Here is a 24,240-nt window from a genome sequence, read left to right on the forward strand (position 1 = left end):
TTATAGTTCTAAGAAGTTTTTTAAAATTTGTTCGCCAGCAGTACTGCTTTTTTCCGGGTGAAATTGCACGCCGTAAAAATTATCTTTTTTTAATGCCGAAGTGTACTGGATTCCGTATTCAGAAGTTGCAATGGTTTCTTCACATAAAGATGCGTAATAACTATGCACTAAATACATAAACTCGTTTTCTGCAACATTTTTAAACAGACTGGATTTCAAATTTGATATTTGGTTCCAACCAATTTGCGGCACTTTTAAATCATTTGAAAATTTTATCACATTCACATCAAAAACACCTAAACCATTCGTATTTCCTTCTTCGGAAGAATTACAGAGCAATTGCATTCCCAAACAAATTCCCAAAACGGGTTGTTTCAATGTGGGAATAACTTTATCCAAACCCGAAGCTTTCAGTTTCCGCATCGCGCTACTCGCCTCGCCCACACCGGGAAAAATCACTTTAGCTGCATTGCGGATTTCAGTTTCGTTATCACTTAAAATTGCCTCCACACCCAAGCGTTTCAAAGCAAATTTGATGCTTTGAATATTGCCCGCACCATAATTAATAATTACGATTTTCATTAAAGTAGACCTTTGGTTGATGGTAAAATCATTTTTTCGGCATCGCGCTTTACCGCCATCTTTATCGCTTTTGCAAAAGCTTTGAAAATTGCTTCTATCTTGTGGTGTTCATTGGTTCCCTCGGCTTTAATGTTGAGGTTTGCTTTTGCGCCATCGGTAAAGCTTTTGAAAAAGTGGTAAAACATTTCCGTTGGCATTTCTCCAATCATTTCGCGTTTAAAATCTGCTTCCCAAATCAGCCAATTTCTTCCACCAAAATCAATTGCAACTTGCGCCAAACAGTCGTCCATCGGCAAACAGAAGCCGTAGCGCTCCATCCCTAATTTATCGCCGAGGGCTTGGTTGAAAACTTCGCCTAAGGCAATGGCGGTGTCCTCAATAGTGTGATGCTCGTCCACTTCCAAATCGCCTTTTACTGTGATTTCTAAGTCCATTTGACCATGTCTTGCCAATTGGTCCAGCATATGATCAAAAAAGGAAATGCCTGTGTTTATATCGCTTTTGCCGGTACCGTCTAAATTTAATTTTATTGAAATATCGGTTTCATTCGTTTTTCGTTGGATTTCGGCAAATCGTTCTTTCAGTTTTAAAAACTCATAAATGCGCTGCCAATCATTCGTTTCCAGAGCGATGCTCTTTTGAACTTCCTCGGCCTTTGTGGAAATTTCAGTTGTTCCTAAATTGGTTTTGTCATCGATAAATATTCCTTTGGCGCCAAGGTTTTTGGCAAGTTCAATATCTGTCAACCTATCTCCTATTACGAACGAATTTTCAAGATCGTAATCTTCTGAAAAATATTCCTGCAGCAAACCAACACCCGGTTTTCGAGTATTTGCTTTTTCGTGTGGAAAAGTTTTATCAATCAAAACATTTTCAAAAACAACACCTTCATTTTCAAAAGATTTCATAATAAAATTATGCACGGGCCAAAAGGTTTCCTCGGGAAAAGAATCTGTTCCCAATCCATCTTGGTTGGTAATCATTACCAATTCAAAATCCAATTCCTTTGCAATTTTTCCCAAATAGGTAAAAACTTTCGGGTAAAAAATCATTTTTTCAAAAGCATCAATCTGTTCGTCCACGGTTTCCTTTATAATCGTGCCGTCGCGGTCTATAAATAGTACACGTTTCTTCATTGTTTCAATGTTTTTAAGATGGTTATTAGTTTCTTGTTTTCTGAATTTGTACCTATAGTTATTCGAAGTGTATTCCCGCATAATGCTTGTGAACTTCTATTTCTAACTACGATGCCATTCTCCAACAATTGTGCATATCGTTTTTCAGCATTATCCACTTTTATTAGGATGAAATTTGCATCAGTTTGAAATATTTTTTTTATAAAATCTACTTCAACCAAAGCTTTAAGTAAAATTTCTTTTTCAGCTATCAAGGAGTATAAATCGTTTTTTATTTTTTCTGTATGTTGAAGTTGTGCAATTGCTGTTTGTTGCGTGAGTTTATTAATGTTGTACGGAGGTTTGATTTTGTTTAAAACTGTAATGATTTCCGTAGAAGCATAACAAATTCCCAAGCGAATTCCCGCCAAACCGTATGCTTTTGAAAGTGTTTGTGTAACAATCAAATTTGGAAAATCGTTCAATTTTTCAATCCAACTTTCCGCATTTGCAAAATCGATATAGGCTTCATCAATAACCACTATTCCTTTAAAAGTGTTTAGCAATTCAACTATTATTTCAGAAGCAATTAATTTACCCGTCGGATTGTTGGGAGAGCAGATGAATAAAAGCTTCGTTCGTTTATCAGCAGTTATTGAAATTTCATCCAAGTTGGGTTGAAAATTTGAATCGAGTAGCACTTCCCTATTTTCAATATTGTTCAAATTTGCCAAAACACTGTACATTCCATAGGTTGGAGGCAATGTGATTATATTGTCTATAGGTGGCTCGCAAAAGGCTCTGAAAATTAAATCGAGTACTTCGTCGCTTCCGTTTCCTAACAAAATTTGATTGGTTGGAATATTTTTTTGTTTAGAAAGAATAGTTTTCAGCTCACGTTGTTGCGGATCTGGATAACGGTTTACATTGGTTTCAAATGGATTCTCGTTTGCATCGAGGAAAATCATTTCCTTATCAAAATCCTTGAATTCATCGCGAGCGGAACTGTATGGCTTCATTTTGGCCACGTTTGGGCGAATAAAATTATCGATATTAAAAGCTATTTTATTCATCGTTTTTCCTTTTTAAACTTTCCAATCGTAATGTCACAGCATTTTTGTGCGCCTGCAGCCCTTCCGCTTCCGCCATAATTTCAATCGCATTACCGATATTTTGAATTCCTTTTTTTGAAATTTTCTGAAACGTCATACTTTTCATAAAACTATCCAGATTTACCCCGCTGTACTGCTTCGCAAAACCATTTGTTGGCAAAGTGTGGTTGGTTCCTGAAGCATAATCTCCCGCACTTTCAGGAGTGTAATTTCCTATGAAAACCGAACCTGCGTTTTGGATATTTTCAAGGAAAAAATCTTCGTCTTTTGAAACTACAATAAAGTGTTCCGGAGCATATTCATTAATAAGGTTAATTGCCTCAGTATTATTTTCAACCAAAATCAACTTTGAATTTTCTATTGCTTTTTCAGCAATTGATTTTCTGGGAAGCAATGCCAGTTGTTTTTCAACTTCTTTCTCTACTGAATTCAAAAGCTTTTCCGATGTTGTAACTAGAATTACTTGACTGTCTGCCCCGTGTTCCGCTTGTGATAATAAATCTGAAGCAACAAATGAAGCATTGGCCGTATCATCTGCAAACACCAATAGTTCCGAAGGTCCAGCGGGCATATCTATTGCAACACCGTGTTTGGTGGCTATTTGTTTTGCAATTGTTACAAATTGATTGCCCGGACCGAAAATTTTGTAAACGGAAGGAATTGTTTCTGTGCCAAATGTCATTGCTGCAATGGCTTGGATTCCTCCGATTTTAAAAATTTTGGTAACTCCACAAAGGTTTGCTGTGTATAAAATAGCGGGATTTATTTTTCCCTTTTTATCAGGCGGTGTACAAAGAGTTATTTCCTGGCAACTTGCAATATTAGCTGGAACAGCCAACATTAAAACCGTTGAAAACAAAGGCGCTGAGCCTCCAGGTATATAGAGGCCAATTTTTTGGATTGGCCTTTTTTCTTGCCAACAACTTACGCCTTCAGTAGTTTTAACGGATATTCTTTCGGTTTTTTGTGCGCTGTGAAATTTTTCAATATTTGCTTTTGCCAAGTTAATTGCACTTTTCAATTCAAAGGAAACTTCTTTTTCTGCATTAGCTATTTCTTCAGCCGAAACCAATAATTCTTCTAATGCAATTCCATCGAAAAACTGAGTGTATTTTTTTACCGCTGCATCACCTTTTTGTTTTACTTCAGAAAAAATTTCATTCACCGTCACTTCAATATCGGCAATGGTTTGGGTGGGGCGTTTTAAAAGATCGCTCCAGGTTTCAGGTTTGGGATTGTATATTTTTTTCATCTTTTTAAAGTATCATTTTTTCTATTGGACATACTAAAATTCCTTCGGCGCCAGCTTCTTTGAGTTCTTCAATAACTTCCCAAAAAGTATCGCGATTTACAACGGAATGGATGCTGCTCCATCCTTCTTCAGCCAAAGGAAGCAGCGTTGGACTTTTCATTCCGGGAAGAATTTTGATTATGTCATCAATTTTATCGTTTGGTGCATTCAGAAGAACATAGCGCGAATCACGCCCCTGTAATACTGATTTAATCCTAAACTGAAGTTTGTTTAAAACTTCCGTACTTTTTTCTGAAATATTTGGCGAAACAGCCAAAACCGCTTCACTTTTCAAAATGACCTCAACCTCTTTTAAATTATTTTTAAAAAGTGTACTGCCACTGCTCACAATATCACAAATAGCATCTGCAAGGCCTATGTTTGGGGCAATTTCTACACTGCCGTTAATAATGTGAAGCTCTGCTTCTATTCCCTTTTCCTTTAAATAATTTAGTGTAGTTTCTGGATAACTTGTGGCAATTCTTTTTCCGTTTAAATCTTCAATAGACGTGTATTTAAAAGTCTTCGGAACCGCCAAGGAAACCCTGCATTTTGAAAAACCCAAACGTCCAGCTATGGAAATTCCTTCTCCTTTTTCAATCAAAATATTTTCACCGATAATAGCGCAATCCACTACTCCATCCTTTAAATACTGTGGAATATCGCCATTGCGTAGGTAGTAAATTTCCAAAGGGAAGTTAGTAGCTGATGCTTTCAACTGGTCGCGGCCATTGTCAATATAAATTCCACAATCTTTTAAAAGTGCTAACGATTCATCGTGCAAACGCCCAGATTTTTGTACTGCAATTTTTAATTTTTTCATTTTTTGAAATACTATTTAGTTGAGTTATAGGCATGAAAAAACCCGCTTGATTGCTCAAACGGGTTTTGAATATTGTTGGATTTTACACAATAACCATATCACCTCGCGTGAGCGTGGAAAATAATATGATGTAGATGTAAAATTGTTCTGTTCATAATTGTGTGGACAAATCTAAACAAAAATATGTTCAAAACACTGTGAATATAAAAATTAACGATTTATTAATTTTCAGTTCTATTTATTTACTTTAACCGAACCTAAAAAAACCTAAACCAAAAATCAATACTATGCAATTAAGCACCATCGATTGGGTAATTATCATTTCCTTTTTTATCGTTTTTATCATCATTGGATTAGTAGTTGCAAAAAAGTCTGGGAAAGATTCAAAATCCTTTTTCCTATCTGATAGAAACATGCCGTGGTGGTTGCTTGGGGTTAGTATGGTTGCCACAACCTTTGCGGCCGATACGCCCAATTTTGTCGCTGGTGTAATCCGTGAAGACGGTGTTTTTGGAAACTGGATTTGGTGGAGTTTTCTTTTAACTGGAATGTTAACCGTTTTTTTCTACGCCAAACTGTGGCGCAGAAGCGGAATAACAACAGATTTAGAGTTCTATGAATTGCGCTACAGCGGAAAAAGCGCTGCTTTCTTAAGAGGATTTCGAGCCATATATCTTGGCGTTTTCTTCAACATTGTAATTATGGCAAATGTTTGCTTGGCCGCAATTAAAATTGGTCATGTAATGTTTGGGCTTTCTTCTATTGAAGTATTATTGATTGCTTCTCCTGTAGTCGTTATTTATTCGGCTTTTGGTGGATTGAAAGGGGTTTTGCTGACGGATTTTGTACAATTTATAATTGCGATGGTCGGAAGTATTTGGGCAACAATTTTCATTGTAAATATGCCAGAAATTGGAGGAATTGAAAACCTACTCTCTACTCCTGCCGTTGCTGCTAAAACTGCGATGCTTCCAGATTTTTCAAAACCTGAGTTATTGATCCCATTACTTATAATTCCGCTTGCGGTGCAATGGTGGAGTGTTTGGTATCCAGGAGCTGAACCTGGCGGTGGCGGCTATATTGCACAGAGAATGCTCGCTGCAAAAGATGAAAAACACGCAACTTGGGCAACGCTATTCTTCAACTTTGCACATTATGCACTTCGTCCGTGGCCGTGGATTATTATTGGGTTGGCATCTATTATTATTTTTCCGAATCTGGAAAGTTTGCAAGCTGCCTTTCCAAATTTGAATCCTGCCTTTGTTAAAAACGATTTGTCTTATCCTGCGATGCTCACATTTTTACCAGCGGGATTGTTGGGAATTGTAATTACATCGCTCATTGCTGCTTTTATGAGTACCATTTCTACACATTTGAATTGGGGAAGTTCTTATGTGGTCAACGATTTTTACGTGCGTTTTCTTCGGAAAGAAGCGACTGGGAAGGAACAGGTTGCCGTTGGTAGAATTTCTACGGTTGTAATGATGCTTTTTGCTGGCTTATTGGCGTTTTTTTTAGAAGAAGCGCGTGATGGTTTTAATTTGTTGCTTTCAATTGGAGCGGGAACAGGTTTGCTTTTTATTCTACGTTGGTTTTGGAGCCGAATAAACCCCTATAGCGAAATTGCAGCAATGCTAATTTCATTTATAATCGCTGCGTTTTTCTTTGTAAACGGGAAAATGGAAACCCCAATGATTGAAATGGCAGGCCATTGGCAATTGGTATTGAGCGTTGCAATAACTACAATTGTATGGGTGCTTGTAACTTTAATGACACAACCTTCAAATACCGAAACATTAAATAGTTTCAACAGTTTAATTTTTGGAAATGAATCCAAGTTTAAAGGTTTTGGAATGAAAATCCTCGGGTTCTTTGCTGGCGTTGTAGGTGTTTATTGCTCTTTGTTTGCCATTGGAAACTTTATTTATAGCAATACTATCTTGGCCTTTGGATTAACTGCCGTTGCTGTTATTTGTGGGTTGGTGATTATAAAATCGTTTCAGAGGACAGATTAAGAGTTTTAGGAGCGTATTATTTTTTTATGTCAATCAACTTTAGAATTTTATCCAAATCTTGCATTAAGGGACGATAATGGACTTCTTCGGTTGCGTAACTGGTAATAATAAACATCAATACGTTATTTTCAAATTCCTTTGAATCCAATAAACTTAGGTTGCTTTCTGTGATTTCAGTGTTAGGCAAACCAAGGGACTCAGACACTCCGGCCTTTTCAAAAATGGTGCGCAGACTATAGTTATTTGTGCGAAACATATCTAGTACTTTTATGCGCTGAATGCCAAGCTCTTCCTCCTGTCTTCGAATATCTTCAATAGTTGAAACCCAATTGGTCAACTGTATTCTCAATTCGGGGTTGGAAAGGTTTTTTAAATTTCCGGAATTGATCATTTCCTGCAAAAGGGAGTTGTTGGGATTAAAAGCTATATCTGTAGAAAATGTAGAATACAACACTTTTGAGAACAGGTCTTCCGAAGGCGGCATAGCATTGGCGTTTGTATATTTCAATATTTGTTTTGCCCCAGTGTAATTGCTTTGGTTGACTGCAATTAATTCCTTTAATTTCAATTTACTGGTTTGAAATTCTTCCTTTAATCCTATTAAATAGGTTTCTTCGTTTTTTTCGGTCAATCTTTTTTGGTTGGCGTTGTTGATGGCAAGGGCAATCAAGATGCCGATTACAACCAAGATAATTTCACCCAAAGCGTAAAAAAGATATTTTGTAAACTTATTTTCAGCGAGTAAATTCTGTCTAATTTTTCTAAAAAATCTCAGCATTTTTTTAAACCATTTTAACGCATTTTACCTCCTTTAACCAAAAGCCAAACCGAAAAAGACATCTCGCCTATTACACTTGGAATAGCCACGAGCGCCAAAAAGATGGAACTGTATTCGTTATAATTGGCCAATAAAAAATGGGCGGCGGTATCAAGCAGATACATCGCTCCTGCAAGGATTATAAAAAACATAATGATAGTTGGTTTTTTGATTATTCTTCCAAGGAGAATTAAATGTATCCCAAAGAAAAACAGCCCAATTAACCATAGAATGTTGAAAACCTCTACATAATCAAGTATTTCTGTAGAAGTTGTTGATTTCAGTGCAAGAATGAGTGCAAAGGTGGCAACCCCCATTATGGCAGCATGCATTATTCTGAAATATGTGCTTAGGTTTGAAAAAGCATGCTTTTTGTACATTTCGAAAAGCGCCCACGCCACGACAACATCAAAAACCGCTGCCACTAGAAATGCCAGGATTCCAAAGCGCACCATTAAATTGTTTTGCTGAACTGTTTCAAGCGGAGCGGCAAGCAAGGATTCCAAAACAAAAAAGTTGGCGAATATTGCGGCAAAAAAGATTACCAAATAACTAATTCCGGCGATTATGGATAATTGTCTCAAATTCATTTTACAGTCTTTAATTTAAAATAGACCAATAGAAGGTAGCATACGATAGCTTTCTATCAGTTCTTTAATTGATAGCTTTCAAATTTAAGAAAAGAAAATAAAATGCTCAAAATCAATGGATTTGTGTAAATCAACAGTAATCGCGAAAGGTTGATTATCTTATTGTCATGGTTTTATAAGTATAAAATGTATCTCAAAAAAAGAATTATAAACTCATAAAAAAACCTTCCGCTCGGGAAGGTTTTTTAAATAAATTGTAGTTCTTACTATAGGTAAAATAAAAGAGTCTCGACCTGAAAGCAGGGTTAGTTATTTCCCAAAATCAAGGGTAAACCGCTATCACCAGAGCCCACTACCACAACTTTGGCATTTTGGGATTTCGCAAGTTCTAAAGTAGCGTCAATTCCTTTATCCTGAAGGATTTTATCTGTTAAGGAAGCACTTAAAATAGCGTTCGCATCCGCTTTTCCTTGGGCTTCAATTCTAACTTTTTGTGCTTCTTTGGTAGCTTTTTCCAAACGGAATTCATATTCCAAAGATTCCTGTTCTTGACGAAGTTTACGTTCAATAGCGTCCTTAATTGTGGGCGGCAGGGTTACATCGCGCACTAAAATTTCGTTTAATTGAACGTATTGCTTGTCCAAAATCTTTTTGGTTTCCTCAAAAATTTCTTCTTGAATCGCGTCGCGCTTGGTAGAATACAGCTGTTCTGGGGTATAACGACCAACAACACTACGAGCGGCACTACGGATTGCTGGCTGAATGACACGCTGCAAATAATCTTCCCCTTTTTCTTGATGAAGTTTTGCTACATCTTTGGGAACAGGCTGGTACCAAGCAGAAGCATCAAGTTTTATTTCAAGTCCGTTTGAGGACAGTACTTGCATTTTTTCACTTAATTCCTGCTGGCGTACTTCGTAAACAAAAACTTTGTTCCAAGGAGCGATTATGTGAAATCCTTCGCCCAAAGGCGGTTCGTCTGTAACCACCCCATTGCCGAAGGTTTGGTAAAGAACCCCGGCGTGTCCAGAGCTAATAGTTACTGAAGATTTTGCCACTAAAATAATAAGCAGAATAACCCCTACAATTACGGGTATAGTGAGTTTGGGTAATTTTTCCATTGTATATGTTTTTATTGATTAAATTCTAGATAAGTCCGTTATATTTTCTGATAAACCATTCCGCAGCGAGGGCAAGAACGATAATTGCGAGAAGATATTTCCAATCGATCAAAGGTACCACTTTTTGCTCGCTTTTCTCGATGTTTTGGAAGTTAGTATTTTCAACCAATGATTGAATTAAAGAATTGGACTGTGTTGCAAAATAAGCTTTTCCATTTGTGTTTTTGGCTACACGGCGAAGTTTTGAAACATCGGCATTAAGAAATTGCTGCTCCACATTAAAATCCAAAATACTAAAATTTCCACTGCTGGAAACCGCTTCGTTTGCAACGGAAACCGTAAAATTATATTCTCCAGCGGGAAGACTGTTTAAATCCACTTCGTAATAATTGTTTCTCAAAAGCATTGGAAAAACAGTTTGCTTTTCAGTTTCAGCTTTTTTTACTGAAATATTCAACGAGGCGCGATTGTCGAAAACATAATTTTTATCAAAATACTGGGCAGAAATTTTTATTGAATTATTGTTATAGTAAAACGTTTCCGAAGACACTTCCAGTCTGCTTCGGCGTTTGTTTGAAGCTAAATACTGAACAAGATTACCAATAAAATCATCAAAACTTTGGAAGCTTTCAGTTTCCAAAAAACTGCGGGCACGCCAGCGCCAAAAACCTTCGCCATCCCAAATTGCATCGCGTTTTCCGTTTATTTCCATGGTAGCAAGCAAAGGATTTCCATTGGCTATACCACTCACCGTTTGGCCTAGCATTACTTCATTTGGAACACTAATTGTCAATGCGCCAAACTCAGTATGCAAGGGCGGAAAATTGTTGAAGCCGATGTCATCCACGGCAAAAGTTCCGTAATTAGTATTGAGCGAAGCCTGCACATCGTCACTTTGATTGGAGGCTTCCTTATTAAAATTATCTTGCGCTCCGTTTAAAAAATACCAATCCGTTTGCAGTCCCGAAATTACCCAAGTATTTTTATTCAACTTTTCAATTTCTGAAAAAACCGAAGCAAAACTTCTGTCCGGTTGATAAAGGATTACAAGTTGATAATCATTTAGAATACTTATCGCTTCCGCAGGTTTTTTAAAAGTTACGGTTCGCCGTTCGTTGGTGGTAATTGACTTTTTTAGCGCGCCCAAATCTGGATGGGTAATTTTACTGACTACCAACACATTTGTGGCTTGATCTATAACTTCAACAGCGAACTGTTTGCTGTTGTTGGTTCTATTTTTTTCATCCGAAAGTGGAAGTATTTGAGCTGTGTATTTTTGAAGTCCAACGCTTGATGCATTTAATGTGAGATTGAGCGTTTTTGAAGTCTCGTTTTCAGAAAAGGAAACATTTGTTCTGTAAACAGTTGCAGCACCTTGCGAAACCACAAACTCAGAATTTACGGGGCTTGTCCCGCTATACGTTAAAATGACTTCAACAGGAAACTGGTTTTTTAGGAAGGCATACCGGTTTGTGTTAAGCTGCTCAATCTTTAAGTCGGTATATTTTGTGGAATCTCCCAGAATAACTGGGTAGATTGGGTTTTTAAACGTTGCTGAAGAAAATTCATAATCATTGCCCAGGGTTTGGTTTCCATCTGTTATAAGAATAGTGGGCGCAGTTTGGTTTTTAAAAAGTTCGTTAGCCGAAGTGAGTGCTTTGGAAATATTTGTGTTTTTTTCTTCAAAAGAAAGGGAATCGCTTTCACGGAAATCATTTCCGAAGGAATAATAGGAAACATCAAATTTGTCATTAAGCTCACTGTTTTCCTTTAATTTTTGAAGAAGTTGTGATGTATTTTCTTTTTGGTTCAATTCCCCTATTGATGATGAATTGTCAATTAATACAGGAAGTTTGGGCTTTTCAATAGTATAAGTTTCACTTTTGAATTTTGGGTTTATAATCAAAAGCAGAATTGAGAAAAGTGTAATAAAGCGCAGTATTCCAAAAATCCATCGCAATGAACCAGTTTGTTTCGACTTATAGCCATACATAAAAACCGCCAGAGCAATGGATACTACTCCGGCGATGATTATATAAAGTATGGTTTCTGTAGTCAATTAAAAAGTTTAAAAGTTTAGAGTCGATGAGTTTAGAAGTTTATAAATGATGAAGTCAGTATGTTTTTCCAACTATTAACTATCAACTATCAACCAATAACTAAGTCAACATTCCGCCATCAACGTTCAGCACTTGTCCAGTAATGTATGCAGATAGGTCGCTTGCTAAGAAAACACAGGCATTTGCAATATCTTCAGGAGAACCGCCGCGCTTTAACGGAATGGCATCGCGCCAGCCTTGAACGGTGGCTTCATCTAGCTTTCCTGTCATTTCGGTTTCGATAAAACCGGGAGCAATGGCGTTGCAGCGAATGTCGCGGGAACCCAATTCCAATGCCACGGATTTTGTAAAACCAATTATCCCCGCTTTTGAAGCTGCATAATTTGTCTGTCCAGCATTTCCTTTAACTCCAACTACTGAACTCATATTTATGATGGAACCTTTGCGTTGCTTCAACATAGCGCGTTGCACAGCTTTTGTCATGTTGAAAACTGACTTCAAATTTACTTCAATAACCTTATCAAAATCTTCTTCAGAAATGCGCATCAAGAGATTGTCTTTTGTAATTCCTGCGTTATTCACAAGAATGTCAATACTTCCGAAATCTTTCAAAACTTCTTCAGCCAATTTTTGGGATTCGTCATAGGAAGCGGCATCGCTCTTATAGGCCTTTGTTTTTACTCCCGATTTTGAAACTTCATCTGCCAATGCATTTGCAGCTTCAGCGGATGAGCTATACGTAAAAGCTACGTTGGCACCGTGTTGGGCAAATGCTTCAACGATTCCTTTTCCAATTCCTCGGCTTCCGCCGGTGATGATTGCTGTTTTTCCTTCCAATAATTTCATAAGCTAAACTAGTGTTTTGGTGGTTGATAAAAACCTACAAAGTATAGAAAACACTGTAGGTTTGTCTTATAGGTCAAATATAACAAAAGGTTGCGGGTTCTCCATAAAAAAAGCTCTGTGAATTTCACAGAGCTTTTTATATATAATTTCAGAAGAATTAACCCAATACTTCTTTTACTTTCTTTCCAATTTCAGCTGGAGAATCCACAACGTGAATACCACATTCGCGCATTACTTTTTTCTTTGCTTGGGCAGTGTCATCACTTCCACCAACAATCGCACCGGCGTGGCCCATCGTACGGCCTGCAGGCGCAGTTTCACCAGCGATAAAACCGATTACGGGTTTTTTGATTCCGCTGTTTTTATACCAGTTGGCCGCGTCTATTTCAAGTTGACCGCCAATTTCACCAATCATTACTACAGCTTCACTGTCTTTATCATTGATAAGCATTTCCAAAGCTTCTTTTGTTGTAGTTCCGATGATTGGATCACCACCAATCCCAATAGCCGTCGTAATGCCTAAACCTTGTTTTACTACTTGATCAGCCGCTTCATAAGTAAGTGTTCCTGATTTTGAAACAATACCTACTGTTCCTTTTTTGAAAACGAAACCAGGCATAATACCAACTTTCGCTTCGCCCGGAGTGATAACTCCTGGACAGTTTGGGCCGATTAAACGACAGTCTCTATCTTTTATATAATCTGAAGCGGTAATCATATCTTTTACCGGAATTCCTTCCGTAATAGTTATAATCACTTTAATACCTGCATCTGCAGCTTCCATAATAGCGTCTGCAGCAAATGCTGGTGGAACGAAAATAATAGTTGTATCGGCACCCGTTTTTTCAACAGCTTCTGAAACCGTATTGAAAACTGGCTTGTCAAGATGTTTTTGCCCACCTTTTCCTGGGGTTACCCCTCCTACTACATTGGTTCCGTATTCAATCATTTGTTCGGCGTGAAAAGTACCTTCACTCCCTGTGAAACCTTGAACTATTATTTTTGAATTTTTATTTACTAAAACGCTCATTTTTAAGTATTTTCTATTGATTATATTTATTTATCATTGAAGCAAAATCGCTACTGGATTTTTTTACAAACGCCGCAAAGATACGGCTTTTGTTTACGGTTTAAAAGATATTAAACCTTAACTCTGTGATAGCTTTCGTTTGTATCATCCTTATCGGTCACAGGCTGGCTCACTTGATAACCTCTGTAAAGTTTATCATCCTTAACTTCCCAAATAGCAATGAAATGAGCTATTCCAAGCTCTTCATCTGGATTTTCCATAGTGCGGATGTAATACTTATAGCGAATAGTCACATGATTATCATCAGCCAAAAGGTGGCTTACCTCTATTCTTAGATCGTTATAAGATCTTCTTACTTCCCCAAAAAAGCTTACAATATCATCATAATGCATAATTGAAAGCCCGTTGGCGCTGTTCCAAATTAGCACTAAATCTGGATGAAAGAAACGCTCCATAACGGTTTCATCTCTTAAAATGTCTGACCGATAAAAGTCTCTTACTATTTTCTTTGCTGTATTACTCATGGCAATTTGTCCAATTTTTCAATAATGTCTGGAATAAGTTTAATAGAAGCCAATTCCTTGTATTTTTTTCTGAATTCATCTGCAGGCGTGCCAAAATATGATTTATAGCCAGGCAACGATTTACTTACGCCGCTTTGTGCCGAAATCACGGCTTTTTCACCAATAGTGATTCCGCTGGTGATTCCAACTTGCCCCCAAATAGTAACAAAATCTTCTATCAAAACACAACCCGCAATCCCCACTTGTGAGGCTATCAAACAACGTTTACCTATAACGGTATCGTGGCCTACGTGAACCTGATTGTCCAGTTTTGAACCTTCCCCAATGGTAGTTGAAGCTGTTACACCTTTGTCAATAGTGCAAAGTGCACCAAGGTCAACATTATCTTCAATCACTACGTTTCCACCGCTTAAAAGTTTATCGAATTTTTCAGGACGATTTTTATAATAAAAAGCATCACTTCCCAAAACCGTTCCGGCGTGAATAGTTACGTTGTTGCCAATTTTCGTATTATCATAAATACAAACGTTTGAATGGATAACACAATTATGACCAATTTTCACATTGTTTCCAACAAAAACATTGGGTTGAATGATTGTGCCCTCGCCTATTTCTGCAGAACTTGAAACCGCACTATTGGAACTTTTGAAAGGTTTAAAATAATGGGTAAGCTTATTAAAATCTCGGAAAGGATCGTCTGAAATCAACAATGCCTTCCCAACAGGGCACTCTACTTTTTTATTGATAAGAATTACAGTTGCCTGAGATTGCAGAGCTTTGTCATAATACTTTGGGTGATCAACAAAGACAATATCTCCAGGCTGAACTACGTGAATCTCATTCATTCCAAAAACTGGAAAATTGGCTTCGCCCACATAATCTGAACCGATTATGACAGCTATATTTTCTAGAGTTTGGGGAATTGGAAATTTCAAATTATAGGTTATTAGATTACTGGATTGTTATACTAATAGAATATTTTTCTAATTATTCTTTCATTCTTTCCTGATACTGACCTTTTTCAGTATCAATCCTAATTTTATCGCCTTCGTTAATGAAAAGAGGTACGTTAATTTCAGCGCCAGTTTCAACTATGGCAGGTTTTGTTGCGTTTGTGGCTGTGTTTCCTTTAACACCTGGTTCGGTTGAAGTTACTTCCAAAATTACGTGGGCCGGCATTTCAACTGAAAGTGGGGCGCTGTCTTCTGTATTGATTAAAACTGTAACAATTTCACCTTCCTTCATCAATTCTGGCGTATCCAGAATATCTTTCATTAATCTAATTTGCGAATAATCGTCAGTATTCATAAAATGGTACGTATCTCCTTCATTGTAGAGGTATTGAAATTTATGGGTTTCAACGCGTACATCGTCAATTTTATGACCTGCGGAAAAAGTATTGTCAATTACTTTTCCGGTAGTAACGCTTCTCAATTTGGTGCGAACAAAAGCCGGGCCTTTTCCAGGTTTTACGTGAAGAAATTCAATAATTTTATAAATGTCATTGTTATAGCGGATACAAAGTCCTTTTCTAATATCTGATGATGTTGCCATTATATGGTTTTATGGTTTAATTTTTAATTTGAATTGAAGTAGCCTTTCATTATTCCACGCTTGGAATTTTTTATGAATTGCAGTATTTCGTCCCGTTCTGGAGTGGCCTCCATTTCAGCCTCTATAATTTCGGAAGCTTGGGATGTGTTATAGTTTTTTTGGTACAACAGTCTGTAAATATTCTGTATTTCCGTGATTTTTTGTGGAGTAAAACCTCTTCTCCTTAATCCAATAGAATTAATTCCCACATAACTAAGTGGTTCGCGAGCCCCTTTTACGTAAGGCGGAACGTCTTTACGAACAAGAGATCCTCCAGTTACAAAAGCGTGATTACCAATCATACAGAATTGATGCACAGCAGTCATCCCTGCCAAAACTACATGATCACCAACAGTTACATGCCCGGCAAGGGTACTGTTGTTTGAAAAAATACAGTTATCACCAACAATACAGTCATGTGCAATGTGGCAATAGGCCATAATCCAGCAGTTTTTGCCCACTACGGTTTTTCCGCGGTCAACTGTTCCTCTATTTATTGTAACATATTCACGTATTGTAGTGCCATCACCAATTTCCACAGTAGTTTCTTCATCTTTAAATTTAAGATCCTGCGGAATTCCTGAAATTACAGCCCCAGGAAAAATATTGCAGTTTTTACCGATTCGTGCGCCTTCCATAATGGTTACATTGCTACCTATCCAAGTACCTTCGCCAATCACGACGTTATTATGAATAGTAGTAAAGGGCTCAATCACTACGTTTTTGGCAATTTTTGCGCCCGGATGGACGTATGCAAGTGGTTGGTTCATTTCTCTTTTTTATTATTTTTTATAGGTGAAATGTGTTCGCAAATTACCATATTCATTTCAAAACAGATTTTCACAAACGATAGGTTCATTTATAAATTTTTTGTTTTTACCATTTGGGCCATTAGTTCTGCTTCAGTTACTAATTTACCATTAGCATATGCATTTCCCTGCATATGAACAATTCCACGGCGGATTGGCGATATTAATTCTAAAACAAAAATTAAGGTGTCACCTGGATTTACTTGTTGCTTGAATTTCACATTGTTTATTTTCATAAAGAATGTGAGATAATTTTCAGGGTCCGGAACAGTGCTCAATGCTAGAATTCCTCCTGTTTGCGCCATTGCCTCTACTATCAAAACCCCTGGCATTACTGGTGCTCCCGGAAAGTGACCAACAAAGAACGGCTCGTTCATTGTTACGTTTTTTAGCCCTACTACACTGGTCTCGGTCATTTCCATAATTTTATCGACCAACAAGAATGGCGGCCTGTGTGGAAGCATCGCCATTATTTGGTTAATGTCCTTAACGGGCGGTTGGTTAATATCAAATTTTGGAATGTTATTTCGGGCTTCAAGCTTTATAACTTTTGATAGTTTTTTCGCAAATTGGGTGTTTACGTGATGACCAGGTTTGTTGGCAATCACCTTTCCGCGAATGCGAGTGCCCACTAAAGCTAAATCACCAATTACATCCAGTAATTTATGTCTTGCGGCTTCATTTGGATAATGCAAAGTAAGATTGTCCAATATTCCGTTTGGTTTTACGGAGATGGTATCCTTTCCGAAAGCTGTACGAAGTTTGTCCATAGTGCTTGCGGAAAGCTCTTTATCTACATAAACTATAGCATTATTCAGATCGCCGCCTTTTATTAAGCCATTCTCAAGGAGCATTTCAATTTCGTGAAGAAAGCTGAAAGTTCTTGCATTTGCAATTTCATTCTTAAATTCCGAGATGTGTTTAAGAGAAGCATTTTGTGTGCCTAAAACTTTTGTTCCAAAGTCAACCATTGTGGTAATTTGGTATTCGTCTGAAGGCATCACTATTATTTCACTTCCAGTTTCTTCGTCTAAATATGAAATTACTTCCTTTACAATATATTCCTCTCTTGGGGCATCTTGCTCCACTAACCCAGCCTTTTCAACAGCTTCCACAAAAAACTTTGAGGAGCCGTCCATTATTGGTGGTTCCGAAGCATTGAGTTCCATGATGCAATTATCTACTTCTAGGCCAACCAGGGCTGCAAGCACATGTTCCGAGGTTTGAATTTTAACCCCACGTTTTTCAAGATTTGTACCGCGCTGGGTGTTCACTACATAATTGGCATCTGCCTCTATCACAGGATGTCCCTCCAAATCTATTCTCACGAATGTATATCCATGATTTTCTGGTGCAGGTTTAAAAGTTATTGTAACTTCTTTGCCGGTATGCAATCCCACTCCTGTAAGAGAAATTTCCTTACTAATGGTGCGCTGTTTTACCACACTTTCATTCATTATCGAGCTTTTTTTCAACTATATTGAACCTTTCCATTATTTTGGGAAGGTTTTTAAAATATACATAACTTTTATTAAAATCGCCGTAAGCTAGCGCTGGAGAGCCTTGCAGGGTTTCGTTATCTTTTACATTTCTTCCAATCCCGCTTTGGGCCTGTATTTTCACATTATCGCCAATAACAATATGGCCAGCAATACCTACTTGGCCACCAATGATACAATTTTTTCCTATTTTGGTAGAACCAGCAACGCCAGTTTGTGCTGCAATCACAGTGTTTTCACCAATTGTAACATTATGCGCTATCTGGATTTGATTGTCCAGTTTTACACCTTTTTTAATAAGTGTAGAACCTAAAGTTGCTCTATCTATAGTAGTTCCCGGACCAACATCTACATTGTCCTCCAAAATTACATTACCAGTTTGTGGCACTTTGTTGTATTCGCCTTTTTCATTCGGTGTGAATCCAAAACCATCAGCACCAATAACAACACCGCTGTTAATGACACAAGATGCGCCAATTATTGTCTCGGAATAGATTTTAGCACCAGTGAACAATGTCGTATTATTTCCAACTTTTACGTTATCACCGATATATACATTGGGATAAATCTTGACATTATCACCAATTTTTACATTTTCACCTATATATGAAAAAGCGCCTAAATATAAATTCTCACCATATTTGGCACTTTCTGAAATAAAAACAGGGCTTTCAATCCCAGTCTTGTTCATTTTCACTTGGTTGTAATATTCCAATAATTGTGAAAAGGCTTTGTAAGCATTCTCTACGCGTATCAAAGTAGTAGATAATTCACCAGTAGCTACAAAGTCATTGTTAACAATAGTAATTGAAGCTTGGGTTGAATAAATATAATGTGTGTATTTTGGATTGGCCAAAAAGGTCAAGCTCCCTTTGCTCCCTTCTTCAATTTTTGCAAGTTTTGAAACTGCTATGTTTTCATCACCATCTACGATACCATTTAATATTCCTGCTATTTGGGCCGCTGTAAATTTCATTAGATGTATTGGTTTTCTTTAACCGAATTGCATAAAAAGAGCAACCGCAAAATAGGGTTTTTAAAATGAATTGGATATTGGTAATTAATTTTCATTCTTGCAAAAATAGAAAAAAAGGATTTAGCCTCGATAGCTGTGGGTATTGTTTTTTGGATAGCACATATAGTATTTTACCACAGATTTTGACAGCGCTTCCAAATTAAGCTGGTCGCTTGCCTTTGCTACGTCTATAATCTTTCCGTTTTTCTTCAGTAAATTGATGGTGTCTTTTTCCATACTGTAGGCCTGATTTTCCAGTTTTCCATAGAAAACAAAGAAGGATGCCTCTTCTTCTGAAATATTAAACTTTTCAATAAGATTCTTTCGTTTTTCCTTTATTTTTTGAATTGAAAATGGTTTTGATTTCACTTTTACTTTTAATAAATCTCTATTCAGAAGCATCTTGGAAAGGTTCTTTAAAACAAAATCATCGCTGCCAACCCACATTTTCATTGCTGAAATTATATCATAATCATCTAATTTTGAAAAGGTATCAAGCACTTCATCTGAAAAATCATTTGAGTTTATATTATTGTTTAGGAAAAACTTTAAACTGATACTTGCCGGCAAAACAACTCCTTGAGCAGAAAGCTGTTTGGCGCGTTTCAATACTCTAACCAATAACTGCTCGGCCACAATACCTGTTTTGTGAAGATAAACCTGCCAGTACATCAAGCGTCGTGCAACAAGAAAATTTTCTACTGAATAAATACCCTTCTCTTCTACCACTAATTTATCATCCTTTATGTTCAGCATTGCTATTAGGCGCTGAGCGTTTACGGTACCTTCTGGCACTCCAGTGTAAAAACTATCTCGTTTTAGATAATCCAACCGATCCATATCCAACTGTCCTGAAACTAATTGGTGGAGAAATTTCCGAGGGTGTTCATCCTTGAATATCTGAATTGCAAGCGTTAATTGCTTGTTAAACTTTCGATTCAAAGCCTCCATAAAAAGCAGTGAAATTTGTTCGTGGCTTATGTTTTCAACAATACTGTTTTCCATTGCATGAGAGAAAGGACCATGCCCAATATCGTGCAAAAGAATGGCTACATAGAGTGCTTCTTCTTCCTTTTCTGAAACTTCAACCCCCTTTGATAGAAGAACTTGCACGGCTTTTTGCATTAAAAACATAGCTCCCAGTGCATGGTGAAAACGCGTGTGGTGAGCACCTGGATAAACGATATAGGAAAAGCCCATTTGTGAAATTCGACGAAGCCTTTGAAAATATTTATGCTCCATTAAATCAAAAATCAGCTTATTCGGTATGGTAATAAAACCATAGATGGGATCGTTAATTATTTTAAGCTTTGGAAGGGTTTTCAAACTTTAACTTTAAATTAATAGCATCAGTGGCTTTTTGAAACAATTCAGAGCTATTTTTGAAGGAAATTCCTCAAAAGAAACGAGAATTATTCACAAATAAAATTTAATAATGCTCCAACGCTAGTCTCTTTCACAACGAAAGAATTTCAGTAAAGGCCAAAGCCTTGGAGTATGAAGACAAATATACATATATGAGCGACATAAAAGTACTATGGGTAGATGACGAAATAGATTTACTTAAACCACACATTCTCTTCCTTGAAAACAAAAACTACAAAGTAACAACAGCGCAGAGCGGTACTGATGCCCTTGAAGAAATTAAAAAGGAAACTTTTGATATTGTTTTTTTAGATGAAAACATGCCGGGACTTTCTGGGTTGGAAACACTTGCCGAAATAAAGGAGCAGCAAGCTTCCATTCCCGTGGTGATGATTACTAAAAGCGAAGAGGAATATATTATGGAAGAAGCAATAGGTTCAAAAATTGCAGATTACCTTATAAAGCCCGTAAACCCTAACCAAATTCTTCTGAGTTTAAAAAAGAATTTGGACCACAGCAGATTGGTTTCAGAAAAAACCACTTCAAACTATCAGCAGGAATTTAGAAAGATAGCGATGGATCTTTCTATGGTAAATAGTTTTGAGGAATGGAAAGACCTTTATCAGAAATTGATTTATTGGGAATTGGAACTGGAAAATATTGAAGATTCCGGAATGTTTGAAATTTTAGAATCGCAAAAAACAGAAGCTAACAGCCAGTTTTGTAAATTTATTGACAAGAACTATCCAAAATGGTTTGCAGATCCAAGTGATGCACCCACCATGTCCCATACTTTATTTAAAGAAAAAATACAACCGCAACTGCAGCAAGGAACTCCAACACTATTGGTGGTCGTGGACAATTTAAGATTTGATCAATGGAAAGCTTTTGAGCCGACTATTGCAAATATTTACAAAAAAACCAGTGAAGATCTTTTCTGCAGTATTTTGCCTACGGCTACACAGTATGCGCGAAATGCTATTTTTTCAGGGTTAATGCCAAGTGATATGGAAAAATTACACCCAGATCTTTGGTTAAATGATACTGAAGATGGTGGGAAGAACATGAAAGAAGAAGAGTTTTTGGCAGCTCAATTAAAGCGCTTGGGGCTTAGTTTAAACTGGAGCTATCACAAAATATCCAGCTTAAAACAAGGAAAAAAACTTGTAGAAAACTTCAGAAGCCATAAAGACGAGGATTTAACTGTTGTGGTCTATAATTTTGTAGATATGCTATCCCACTCTAAAACCGAAATGGAGGTTATCAAGGAATTAGCATCTACCGATAAATCATACCGATCATTAACGCAAAGCTGGTTTAAAAATTCACCTTTATTGGAAATTATACAACAAGCGGCGCGATTGGGCTTTAAGCTTATAATCACTACAGACCATGGAACTATAAATGTAAAAAATCCTTCAAAAGTAATTGGCGATAAAAACACCAGTCTTAATCTTCGTTATAAAACCGGAAAGAGCTTAACTTATGAAGACAAAGAGGTTTTGGCTGCAAAAGACCCAAAATCAATCTGTTTGCCTACTATAAACATGAGCAGTTCTTTTATTTTTGCCAAGGGTGATTATTTCTTTGCATACCCCAACAATTATAACCATTACGTGAGTTACTACAGAAACACCTATCAACATGGCGGAGTTTCATTGGAAGAAATGATAATTCCTTTTTCAGTATTAACACCTAGGTAGGTTTTTAAACTGCTTTATTATTTTAATACAATTATCAATCCATGCTGATTTAATTGATATATTTTTTATATTCGTTCCGTTTTTGAAATGGAAATCACATATACCCAAAACGAAATTTCCGAAGTTGCTGAACATATCCTGACAGCATCAGCATCAAATATATTCCTACTTTATGGGGAAATGGGGGTAGGTAAAACCACACTCATTAAGGAAATTGTTAAACAACTCGGGGTTCTGGAACTATCAGGCAGTCCTTCATTTTCAATTGTTAATGAATATGAAGCTAAGGATAGTGTTATATATCACTTTGATTTTTATAGAATTTCAAAAATAGAGGAAGCTTATGATATTGGACTGGAAGATTATTTTTTCAGTGGAAATTATATTTTTATAGAATGGCCAGAAAAGATAAACGAATTGTTGCCAGAAAATGCGAATAGCATATATATTATGAAAAACAGTAACGGAAGTAGAACCTTAAAATTAACGTCAGTGAAATAAAATTGCAGCGAGACATACCCATTTATAAATTTCATTCTTAATCGTTTGCCCCAAATCGCAAAAATTATAGAGCAGGGATTTTTTTATGAAAAAATTTATAAATATATAATAATAATAATTAAAATACTTTTCATTTTTCGCATTAGGTTTGGGGTATTATTAACCTCACAAAACTATTTATTATGAAAACTGTAAAGTACTTATTTATCGCAGCAATTTTTTCATTAGGAACCTTTGCTTCTTGCACCCCAGAAAGCATTCAGGATGAACAAACACCCCAACAAATCAACAAAGCGGACATCATCGTACCTCGTAACGGGTAGTATAATAGCTCTTATAATAGCGGCTTCGCCCTATATATTTTATTCATATGAAAGTTTCCCAAAAGAACAGACTTGGGAAACTTTTTTATTTACATATCATTCAAATTGGTACAAGATGGTATATGTGTCCGTATGGACAATGATGGGGAAGTTCGTGCCGTTGTTTTTACTCATCATTTGGTTTATAACTTGTAAACATTGGTGGTATCATGTTATTTTGATACCCATAGGAATGTTTGCATTTCAACTTTTCAGTGTTATTAATGACGACGCTAGCTTTGTGGACGAAGTTGAAATCTGGTGGCTTTTCCCTATCATGCTAGTAATCATTCCATTGGTTTATCTTATTAAAGCCAAACTTGCAAACAAATTGGTGGGCAAAGATTTAAAAAGTTTTGAAGAAGATTTAGGTGCCAAGAAAAGTATTTGGCAGCAGATCAAAGATCTTTTTTGATTCGCCCGCTGTATTCAATATCAAATTTAATACGTACCTTAGACCTTTGTTAATTTTGTGATTTATCCCTAAATATTTACAGCCTATTATCAAAAAAGGATATTCTATCATAAATTACCATTGAAAGTATTAATAAAGAACCTCAAAACTAAACCTATAAAAAAATAAAAAAGACCTGAAGCAAACCAACCAAGAATTGCCAGTGAAATAAAAAATATTATTGCAGCGTTATTTGAAGTGTTAAAGTTTTAACACCGATTTAAAGATTAAAATGCATTTCAAAGCATTTTATTGCAGAATAACCTGTAAAGATACCATAAACTTAATTATTACGTTTAAGTTTTTTGATTGTAAGTTTGACCCATATTAACCTCACAAAAACTTACTATTATGAAAAACCTAAAACTTATTATCGTAGCCGCAATTTTTGCCGCAGGATTATTTGCTTCTTGCACCCCAGAAGGAATCCAAGATGAACAAACCCCACAACAAATCGACGTCAGAACGGTTAAAGTTCCGCCAGCCGGATAGAAAAAGTCTTATACAGGGAGGAATTGTTGTTTTTATAATAGCTTGCACCCCTTTTATTTATTATGCATATGAAAGTTTCCCAGCCGATACCGCGGTCTGGGAAACTTCATTTTTTACCTTCACTACCAAGTACCCAAATTTAAATCAGTACGCTTGGTTTTTAACAGGAAAAGTAATTCCTGTGATTCTATTGCTTATATGGTTTTTCACTTGTAAACATTGGTGGCACTGGATTATATTGGTTCCGCTTTCAATGTATATTTTTCAGCTTTTCAATATTTTGAAACAAAATTTAAACGCTGATGAAGTTGAAATAATATACGTAATCCCCATTATGATGGTGTTGGTTCCTTTTGTTTATTTAATTCGCGCCAAACTTTTTAGCCAAATGAGATCAGATGATTTGAAATCATTTGAAGAAGAACTTCTTCAAAAAAGATCTTTTTGGGATCAATTAAAAGATTTATTTCGGTAATTTTTAACTTGAGTGAATATGAAAATTATTCCGTAAATTGATAGAG

At 36.6% G+C, this 24,240-nt stretch carries 24 protein-coding genes; 6 read left to right on the plus strand and 18 right to left on the minus strand.

The window, feature by feature from the left end:
* The 5 genes from hisH to hisG are packed head-to-tail and all read right to left on the minus strand — an operon-like array spanning position 1 to position 4,923.
* Positions 1–582, minus strand: coding sequence for an imidazole glycerol phosphate synthase subunit HisH (hisH, locus tag Q2U82_RS13075; protein ID WP_410005301.1), 582 nt, complete (start codon positions 580–582; stop codon positions 1–3).
* Positions 582–1,718, minus strand: coding sequence for a bifunctional histidinol-phosphatase/imidazoleglycerol-phosphate dehydratase HisB (gene hisB, locus Q2U82_RS13080; RefSeq protein ID WP_410005302.1), 1,137 nt, complete (start codon positions 1,716–1,718; stop codon positions 582–584). The genes hisH and hisB overlap by 1 nt, the downstream gene beginning before the upstream one ends.
* On the minus strand, positions 1,715–2,770 hold the full coding sequence (gene hisC, locus Q2U82_RS13085) for a histidinol-phosphate transaminase (protein ID WP_410005303.1): 1,056 nt from the start codon (positions 2,768–2,770) through the stop codon (positions 1,715–1,717). Before hisC ends, hisB begins: the two co-directional genes overlap by 4 nt.
* Positions 2,763–4,061: a histidinol dehydrogenase gene (gene hisD, locus Q2U82_RS13090; RefSeq protein WP_410005304.1), complete on the minus strand. Its 1,299-nt coding sequence runs from the start codon at positions 4,059–4,061 to the stop codon at positions 2,763–2,765. The genes hisC and hisD overlap by 8 nt, the downstream gene beginning before the upstream one ends.
* Before the next feature lie 4 nt (positions 4,062–4,065).
* The gene (gene hisG, locus Q2U82_RS13095; RefSeq protein ID WP_410005305.1) at positions 4,066–4,923 is read right to left on the minus strand and encodes an ATP phosphoribosyltransferase; all 858 of its coding nucleotides are present in this window, start codon (positions 4,921–4,923) and stop codon (positions 4,066–4,068) included.
* 287 nt (positions 4,924–5,210) lie between these two features.
* Here hisG and Q2U82_RS13100 point away from each other — a divergent pair, with 287 nt between their 5' ends.
* Positions 5,211–6,938, plus strand: a complete 1,728-nt coding sequence (locus Q2U82_RS13100) for a sodium:solute symporter family protein (RefSeq protein WP_410005306.1) — start codon at positions 5,211–5,213, stop codon at positions 6,936–6,938.
* Between the two features lie 16 nt (positions 6,939–6,954).
* Here the strand turns inward: Q2U82_RS13100 and Q2U82_RS13105 are convergent, their stop codons facing one another.
* The 13 genes from Q2U82_RS13105 to Q2U82_RS13165 form a co-directional block, all read right to left on the minus strand.
* Positions 6,955–7,716, minus strand: a complete 762-nt coding sequence (locus tag Q2U82_RS13105; protein ID WP_410005307.1) for a DUF6090 family protein — start codon at positions 7,714–7,716, stop codon at positions 6,955–6,957.
* 14 nt (positions 7,717–7,730) lie between these two features.
* Positions 7,731–8,345: a DUF4386 domain-containing protein gene (locus tag Q2U82_RS13110; protein WP_410005308.1), complete on the minus strand. Its 615-nt coding sequence runs from the start codon at positions 8,343–8,345 to the stop codon at positions 7,731–7,733.
* Positions 8,346–8,650: 305 nt separating this feature from the next.
* The gene (locus Q2U82_RS13115) at positions 8,651–9,466 is read right to left on the minus strand and encodes a prohibitin family protein (RefSeq protein ID WP_410005309.1); all 816 of its coding nucleotides are present in this window, start codon (positions 9,464–9,466) and stop codon (positions 8,651–8,653) included.
* 25 nt (positions 9,467–9,491) lie between these two features.
* Entirely contained in the window at positions 9,492–11,525 is a 2,034-nt protein-coding gene (locus tag Q2U82_RS13120) for a vWA domain-containing protein (protein ID WP_410005310.1), read from the minus strand.
* A 100-nt stretch (positions 11,526–11,625) separates the two neighbouring features.
* A complete protein-coding gene (fabG, locus tag Q2U82_RS13125) occupies positions 11,626–12,372 on the minus strand; it encodes a 3-oxoacyl-[acyl-carrier-protein] reductase (RefSeq protein ID WP_410005311.1) in 747 nt (248 codons plus the stop codon).
* Between the two features lie 157 nt (positions 12,373–12,529).
* Positions 12,530–13,402, minus strand: coding sequence for a succinate--CoA ligase subunit alpha (gene sucD, locus Q2U82_RS13130; RefSeq protein WP_068760054.1), 873 nt, complete (start codon positions 13,400–13,402; stop codon positions 12,530–12,532).
* A gap of 110 nt (positions 13,403–13,512) precedes the next feature.
* The gene (locus Q2U82_RS13135; protein WP_410005312.1) at positions 13,513–13,926 is read right to left on the minus strand and encodes a nuclear transport factor 2 family protein; all 414 of its coding nucleotides are present in this window, start codon (positions 13,924–13,926) and stop codon (positions 13,513–13,515) included.
* Entirely contained in the window at positions 13,923–14,861 is a 939-nt protein-coding gene (locus Q2U82_RS13140) for a UDP-3-O-(3-hydroxymyristoyl)glucosamine N-acyltransferase (protein ID WP_410005313.1), read from the minus strand. Before Q2U82_RS13140 ends, Q2U82_RS13135 begins: the two co-directional genes overlap by 4 nt.
* Before the next feature lie 52 nt (positions 14,862–14,913).
* Complete coding sequence (gene efp / locus Q2U82_RS13145; RefSeq protein ID WP_410005314.1) at positions 14,914–15,480, minus strand: elongation factor P; 567 nt, start codon at positions 15,478–15,480, stop codon at positions 14,914–14,916.
* A gap of 23 nt (positions 15,481–15,503) precedes the next feature.
* Positions 15,504–16,289: an acyl-ACP--UDP-N-acetylglucosamine O-acyltransferase gene (lpxA, locus tag Q2U82_RS13150; RefSeq protein WP_410005315.1), complete on the minus strand. Its 786-nt coding sequence runs from the start codon at positions 16,287–16,289 to the stop codon at positions 15,504–15,506.
* A gap of 89 nt (positions 16,290–16,378) precedes the next feature.
* Positions 16,379–17,785, minus strand: a complete 1,407-nt coding sequence (locus Q2U82_RS13155; RefSeq protein WP_410005316.1) for a bifunctional UDP-3-O-[3-hydroxymyristoyl] N-acetylglucosamine deacetylase/3-hydroxyacyl-ACP dehydratase — start codon at positions 17,783–17,785, stop codon at positions 16,379–16,381.
* Entirely contained in the window at positions 17,778–18,803 is a 1,026-nt protein-coding gene (lpxD, locus tag Q2U82_RS13160; RefSeq protein ID WP_410005317.1) for a UDP-3-O-(3-hydroxymyristoyl)glucosamine N-acyltransferase, read from the minus strand. The genes Q2U82_RS13155 and lpxD overlap by 8 nt, the downstream gene beginning before the upstream one ends.
* Before the next feature lie 120 nt (positions 18,804–18,923).
* Positions 18,924–20,168, minus strand: a complete 1,245-nt coding sequence (locus Q2U82_RS13165) for an HD domain-containing protein (protein WP_410005318.1) — start codon at positions 20,166–20,168, stop codon at positions 18,924–18,926.
* Between the two features lie 191 nt (positions 20,169–20,359).
* Here Q2U82_RS13165 and Q2U82_RS13170 point away from each other — a divergent pair, with 191 nt between their 5' ends.
* The 5 genes from Q2U82_RS13170 (at position 20,360) to Q2U82_RS13190 (ending at position 24,194) form a co-directional block, all read left to right on the plus strand.
* A complete protein-coding gene (locus Q2U82_RS13170; RefSeq protein ID WP_410005319.1) occupies positions 20,360–21,910 on the plus strand; it encodes a response regulator in 1,551 nt (516 codons plus the stop codon).
* Positions 21,911–21,997: 87 nt separating this feature from the next.
* Positions 21,998–22,411, plus strand: a complete 414-nt coding sequence (gene tsaE, locus Q2U82_RS13175; RefSeq protein WP_410005320.1) for a tRNA (adenosine(37)-N6)-threonylcarbamoyltransferase complex ATPase subunit type 1 TsaE — start codon at positions 21,998–22,000, stop codon at positions 22,409–22,411.
* Positions 22,412–22,675: 264 nt separating this feature from the next.
* Positions 22,676–23,188, plus strand: a complete 513-nt coding sequence (locus Q2U82_RS13180) for a hypothetical protein (protein ID WP_410005321.1) — start codon at positions 22,676–22,678, stop codon at positions 23,186–23,188.
* 390 nt (positions 23,189–23,578) lie between these two features.
* Complete coding sequence (locus tag Q2U82_RS13185; protein WP_410005322.1) at positions 23,579–23,719, plus strand: hypothetical protein; 141 nt, start codon at positions 23,579–23,581, stop codon at positions 23,717–23,719.
* Positions 23,720–23,999: 280 nt separating this feature from the next.
* Entirely contained in the window at positions 24,000–24,194 is a 195-nt protein-coding gene (locus Q2U82_RS13190; RefSeq protein WP_410005323.1) for a hypothetical protein, read from the plus strand.
* Positions 24,195–24,240: the final 46 nt, after the last annotated feature.

The sequence above is a fragment of the Aequorivita nionensis genome (assembly GCF_046352995.1).
GTDB lineage: Bacteria > Bacteroidota > Bacteroidia > Flavobacteriales > Flavobacteriaceae > Aequorivita > Aequorivita nionensis.

Coding starts and splice junctions, on each gene's coding strand:
- hisH (WP_410005301.1), bottom strand. CDS start 582: ATGAAAATCGTAATTATTAATTATGGTGCGGGCAATATTCAAAGCATC.
- hisB (WP_410005302.1), bottom strand. CDS start 1,718: ATGAAGAAACGTGTACTATTTATAGACCGCGACGGCACGATTATAAAG.
- hisC (WP_410005303.1), bottom strand. CDS start 2,770: ATGAATAAAATAGCTTTTAATATCGATAATTTTATTCGCCCAAACGTG.
- hisD (WP_410005304.1), bottom strand. CDS start 4,061: ATGAAAAAAATATACAATCCCAAACCTGAAACCTGGAGCGATCTTTTA.
- hisG (WP_410005305.1), bottom strand. CDS start 4,923: ATGAAAAAATTAAAAATTGCAGTACAAAAATCTGGGCGTTTGCACGAT.
- Q2U82_RS13100 (WP_410005306.1), top strand. CDS start 5,211: ATGCAATTAAGCACCATCGATTGGGTAATTATCATTTCCTTTTTTATC.
- Q2U82_RS13105 (WP_410005307.1), bottom strand. CDS start 7,716: ATGCTGAGATTTTTTAGAAAAATTAGACAGAATTTACTCGCTGAAAAT.
- Q2U82_RS13110 (WP_410005308.1), bottom strand. CDS start 8,345: ATGAATTTGAGACAATTATCCATAATCGCCGGAATTAGTTATTTGGTA.
- Q2U82_RS13115 (WP_410005309.1), bottom strand. CDS start 9,466: ATGGAAAAATTACCCAAACTCACTATACCCGTAATTGTAGGGGTTATT.
- fabG (WP_410005311.1), bottom strand. CDS start 12,372: ATGAAATTATTGGAAGGAAAAACAGCAATCATCACCGGCGGAAGCCGA.
- sucD (WP_068760054.1), bottom strand. CDS start 13,402: ATGAGCGTTTTAGTAAATAAAAATTCAAAAATAATAGTTCAAGGTTTC.
- Q2U82_RS13135 (WP_410005312.1), bottom strand. CDS start 13,926: ATGAGTAATACAGCAAAGAAAATAGTAAGAGACTTTTATCGGTCAGAC.
- efp (WP_410005314.1), bottom strand. CDS start 15,480: ATGGCAACATCATCAGATATTAGAAAAGGACTTTGTATCCGCTATAAC.
- lpxA (WP_410005315.1), bottom strand. CDS start 16,289: ATGAACCAACCACTTGCATACGTCCATCCGGGCGCAAAAATTGCCAAA.
- Q2U82_RS13155 (WP_410005316.1), bottom strand. CDS start 17,785: ATGAATGAAAGTGTGGTAAAACAGCGCACCATTAGTAAGGAAATTTCT.
- lpxD (WP_410005317.1), bottom strand. CDS start 18,803: ATGAAATTTACAGCGGCCCAAATAGCAGGAATATTAAATGGTATCGTA.
- Q2U82_RS13170 (WP_410005319.1), top strand. CDS start 20,360: ATGAGCGACATAAAAGTACTATGGGTAGATGACGAAATAGATTTACTT.
- tsaE (WP_410005320.1), top strand. CDS start 21,998: ATGGAAATCACATATACCCAAAACGAAATTTCCGAAGTTGCTGAACAT.
- Q2U82_RS13180 (WP_410005321.1), top strand. CDS start 22,676: ATGAACAAACACCCCAACAAATCAACAAAGCGGACATCATCGTACCTC.
- Q2U82_RS13185 (WP_410005322.1), top strand. CDS start 23,579: ATGAAAAACCTAAAACTTATTATCGTAGCCGCAATTTTTGCCGCAGGA.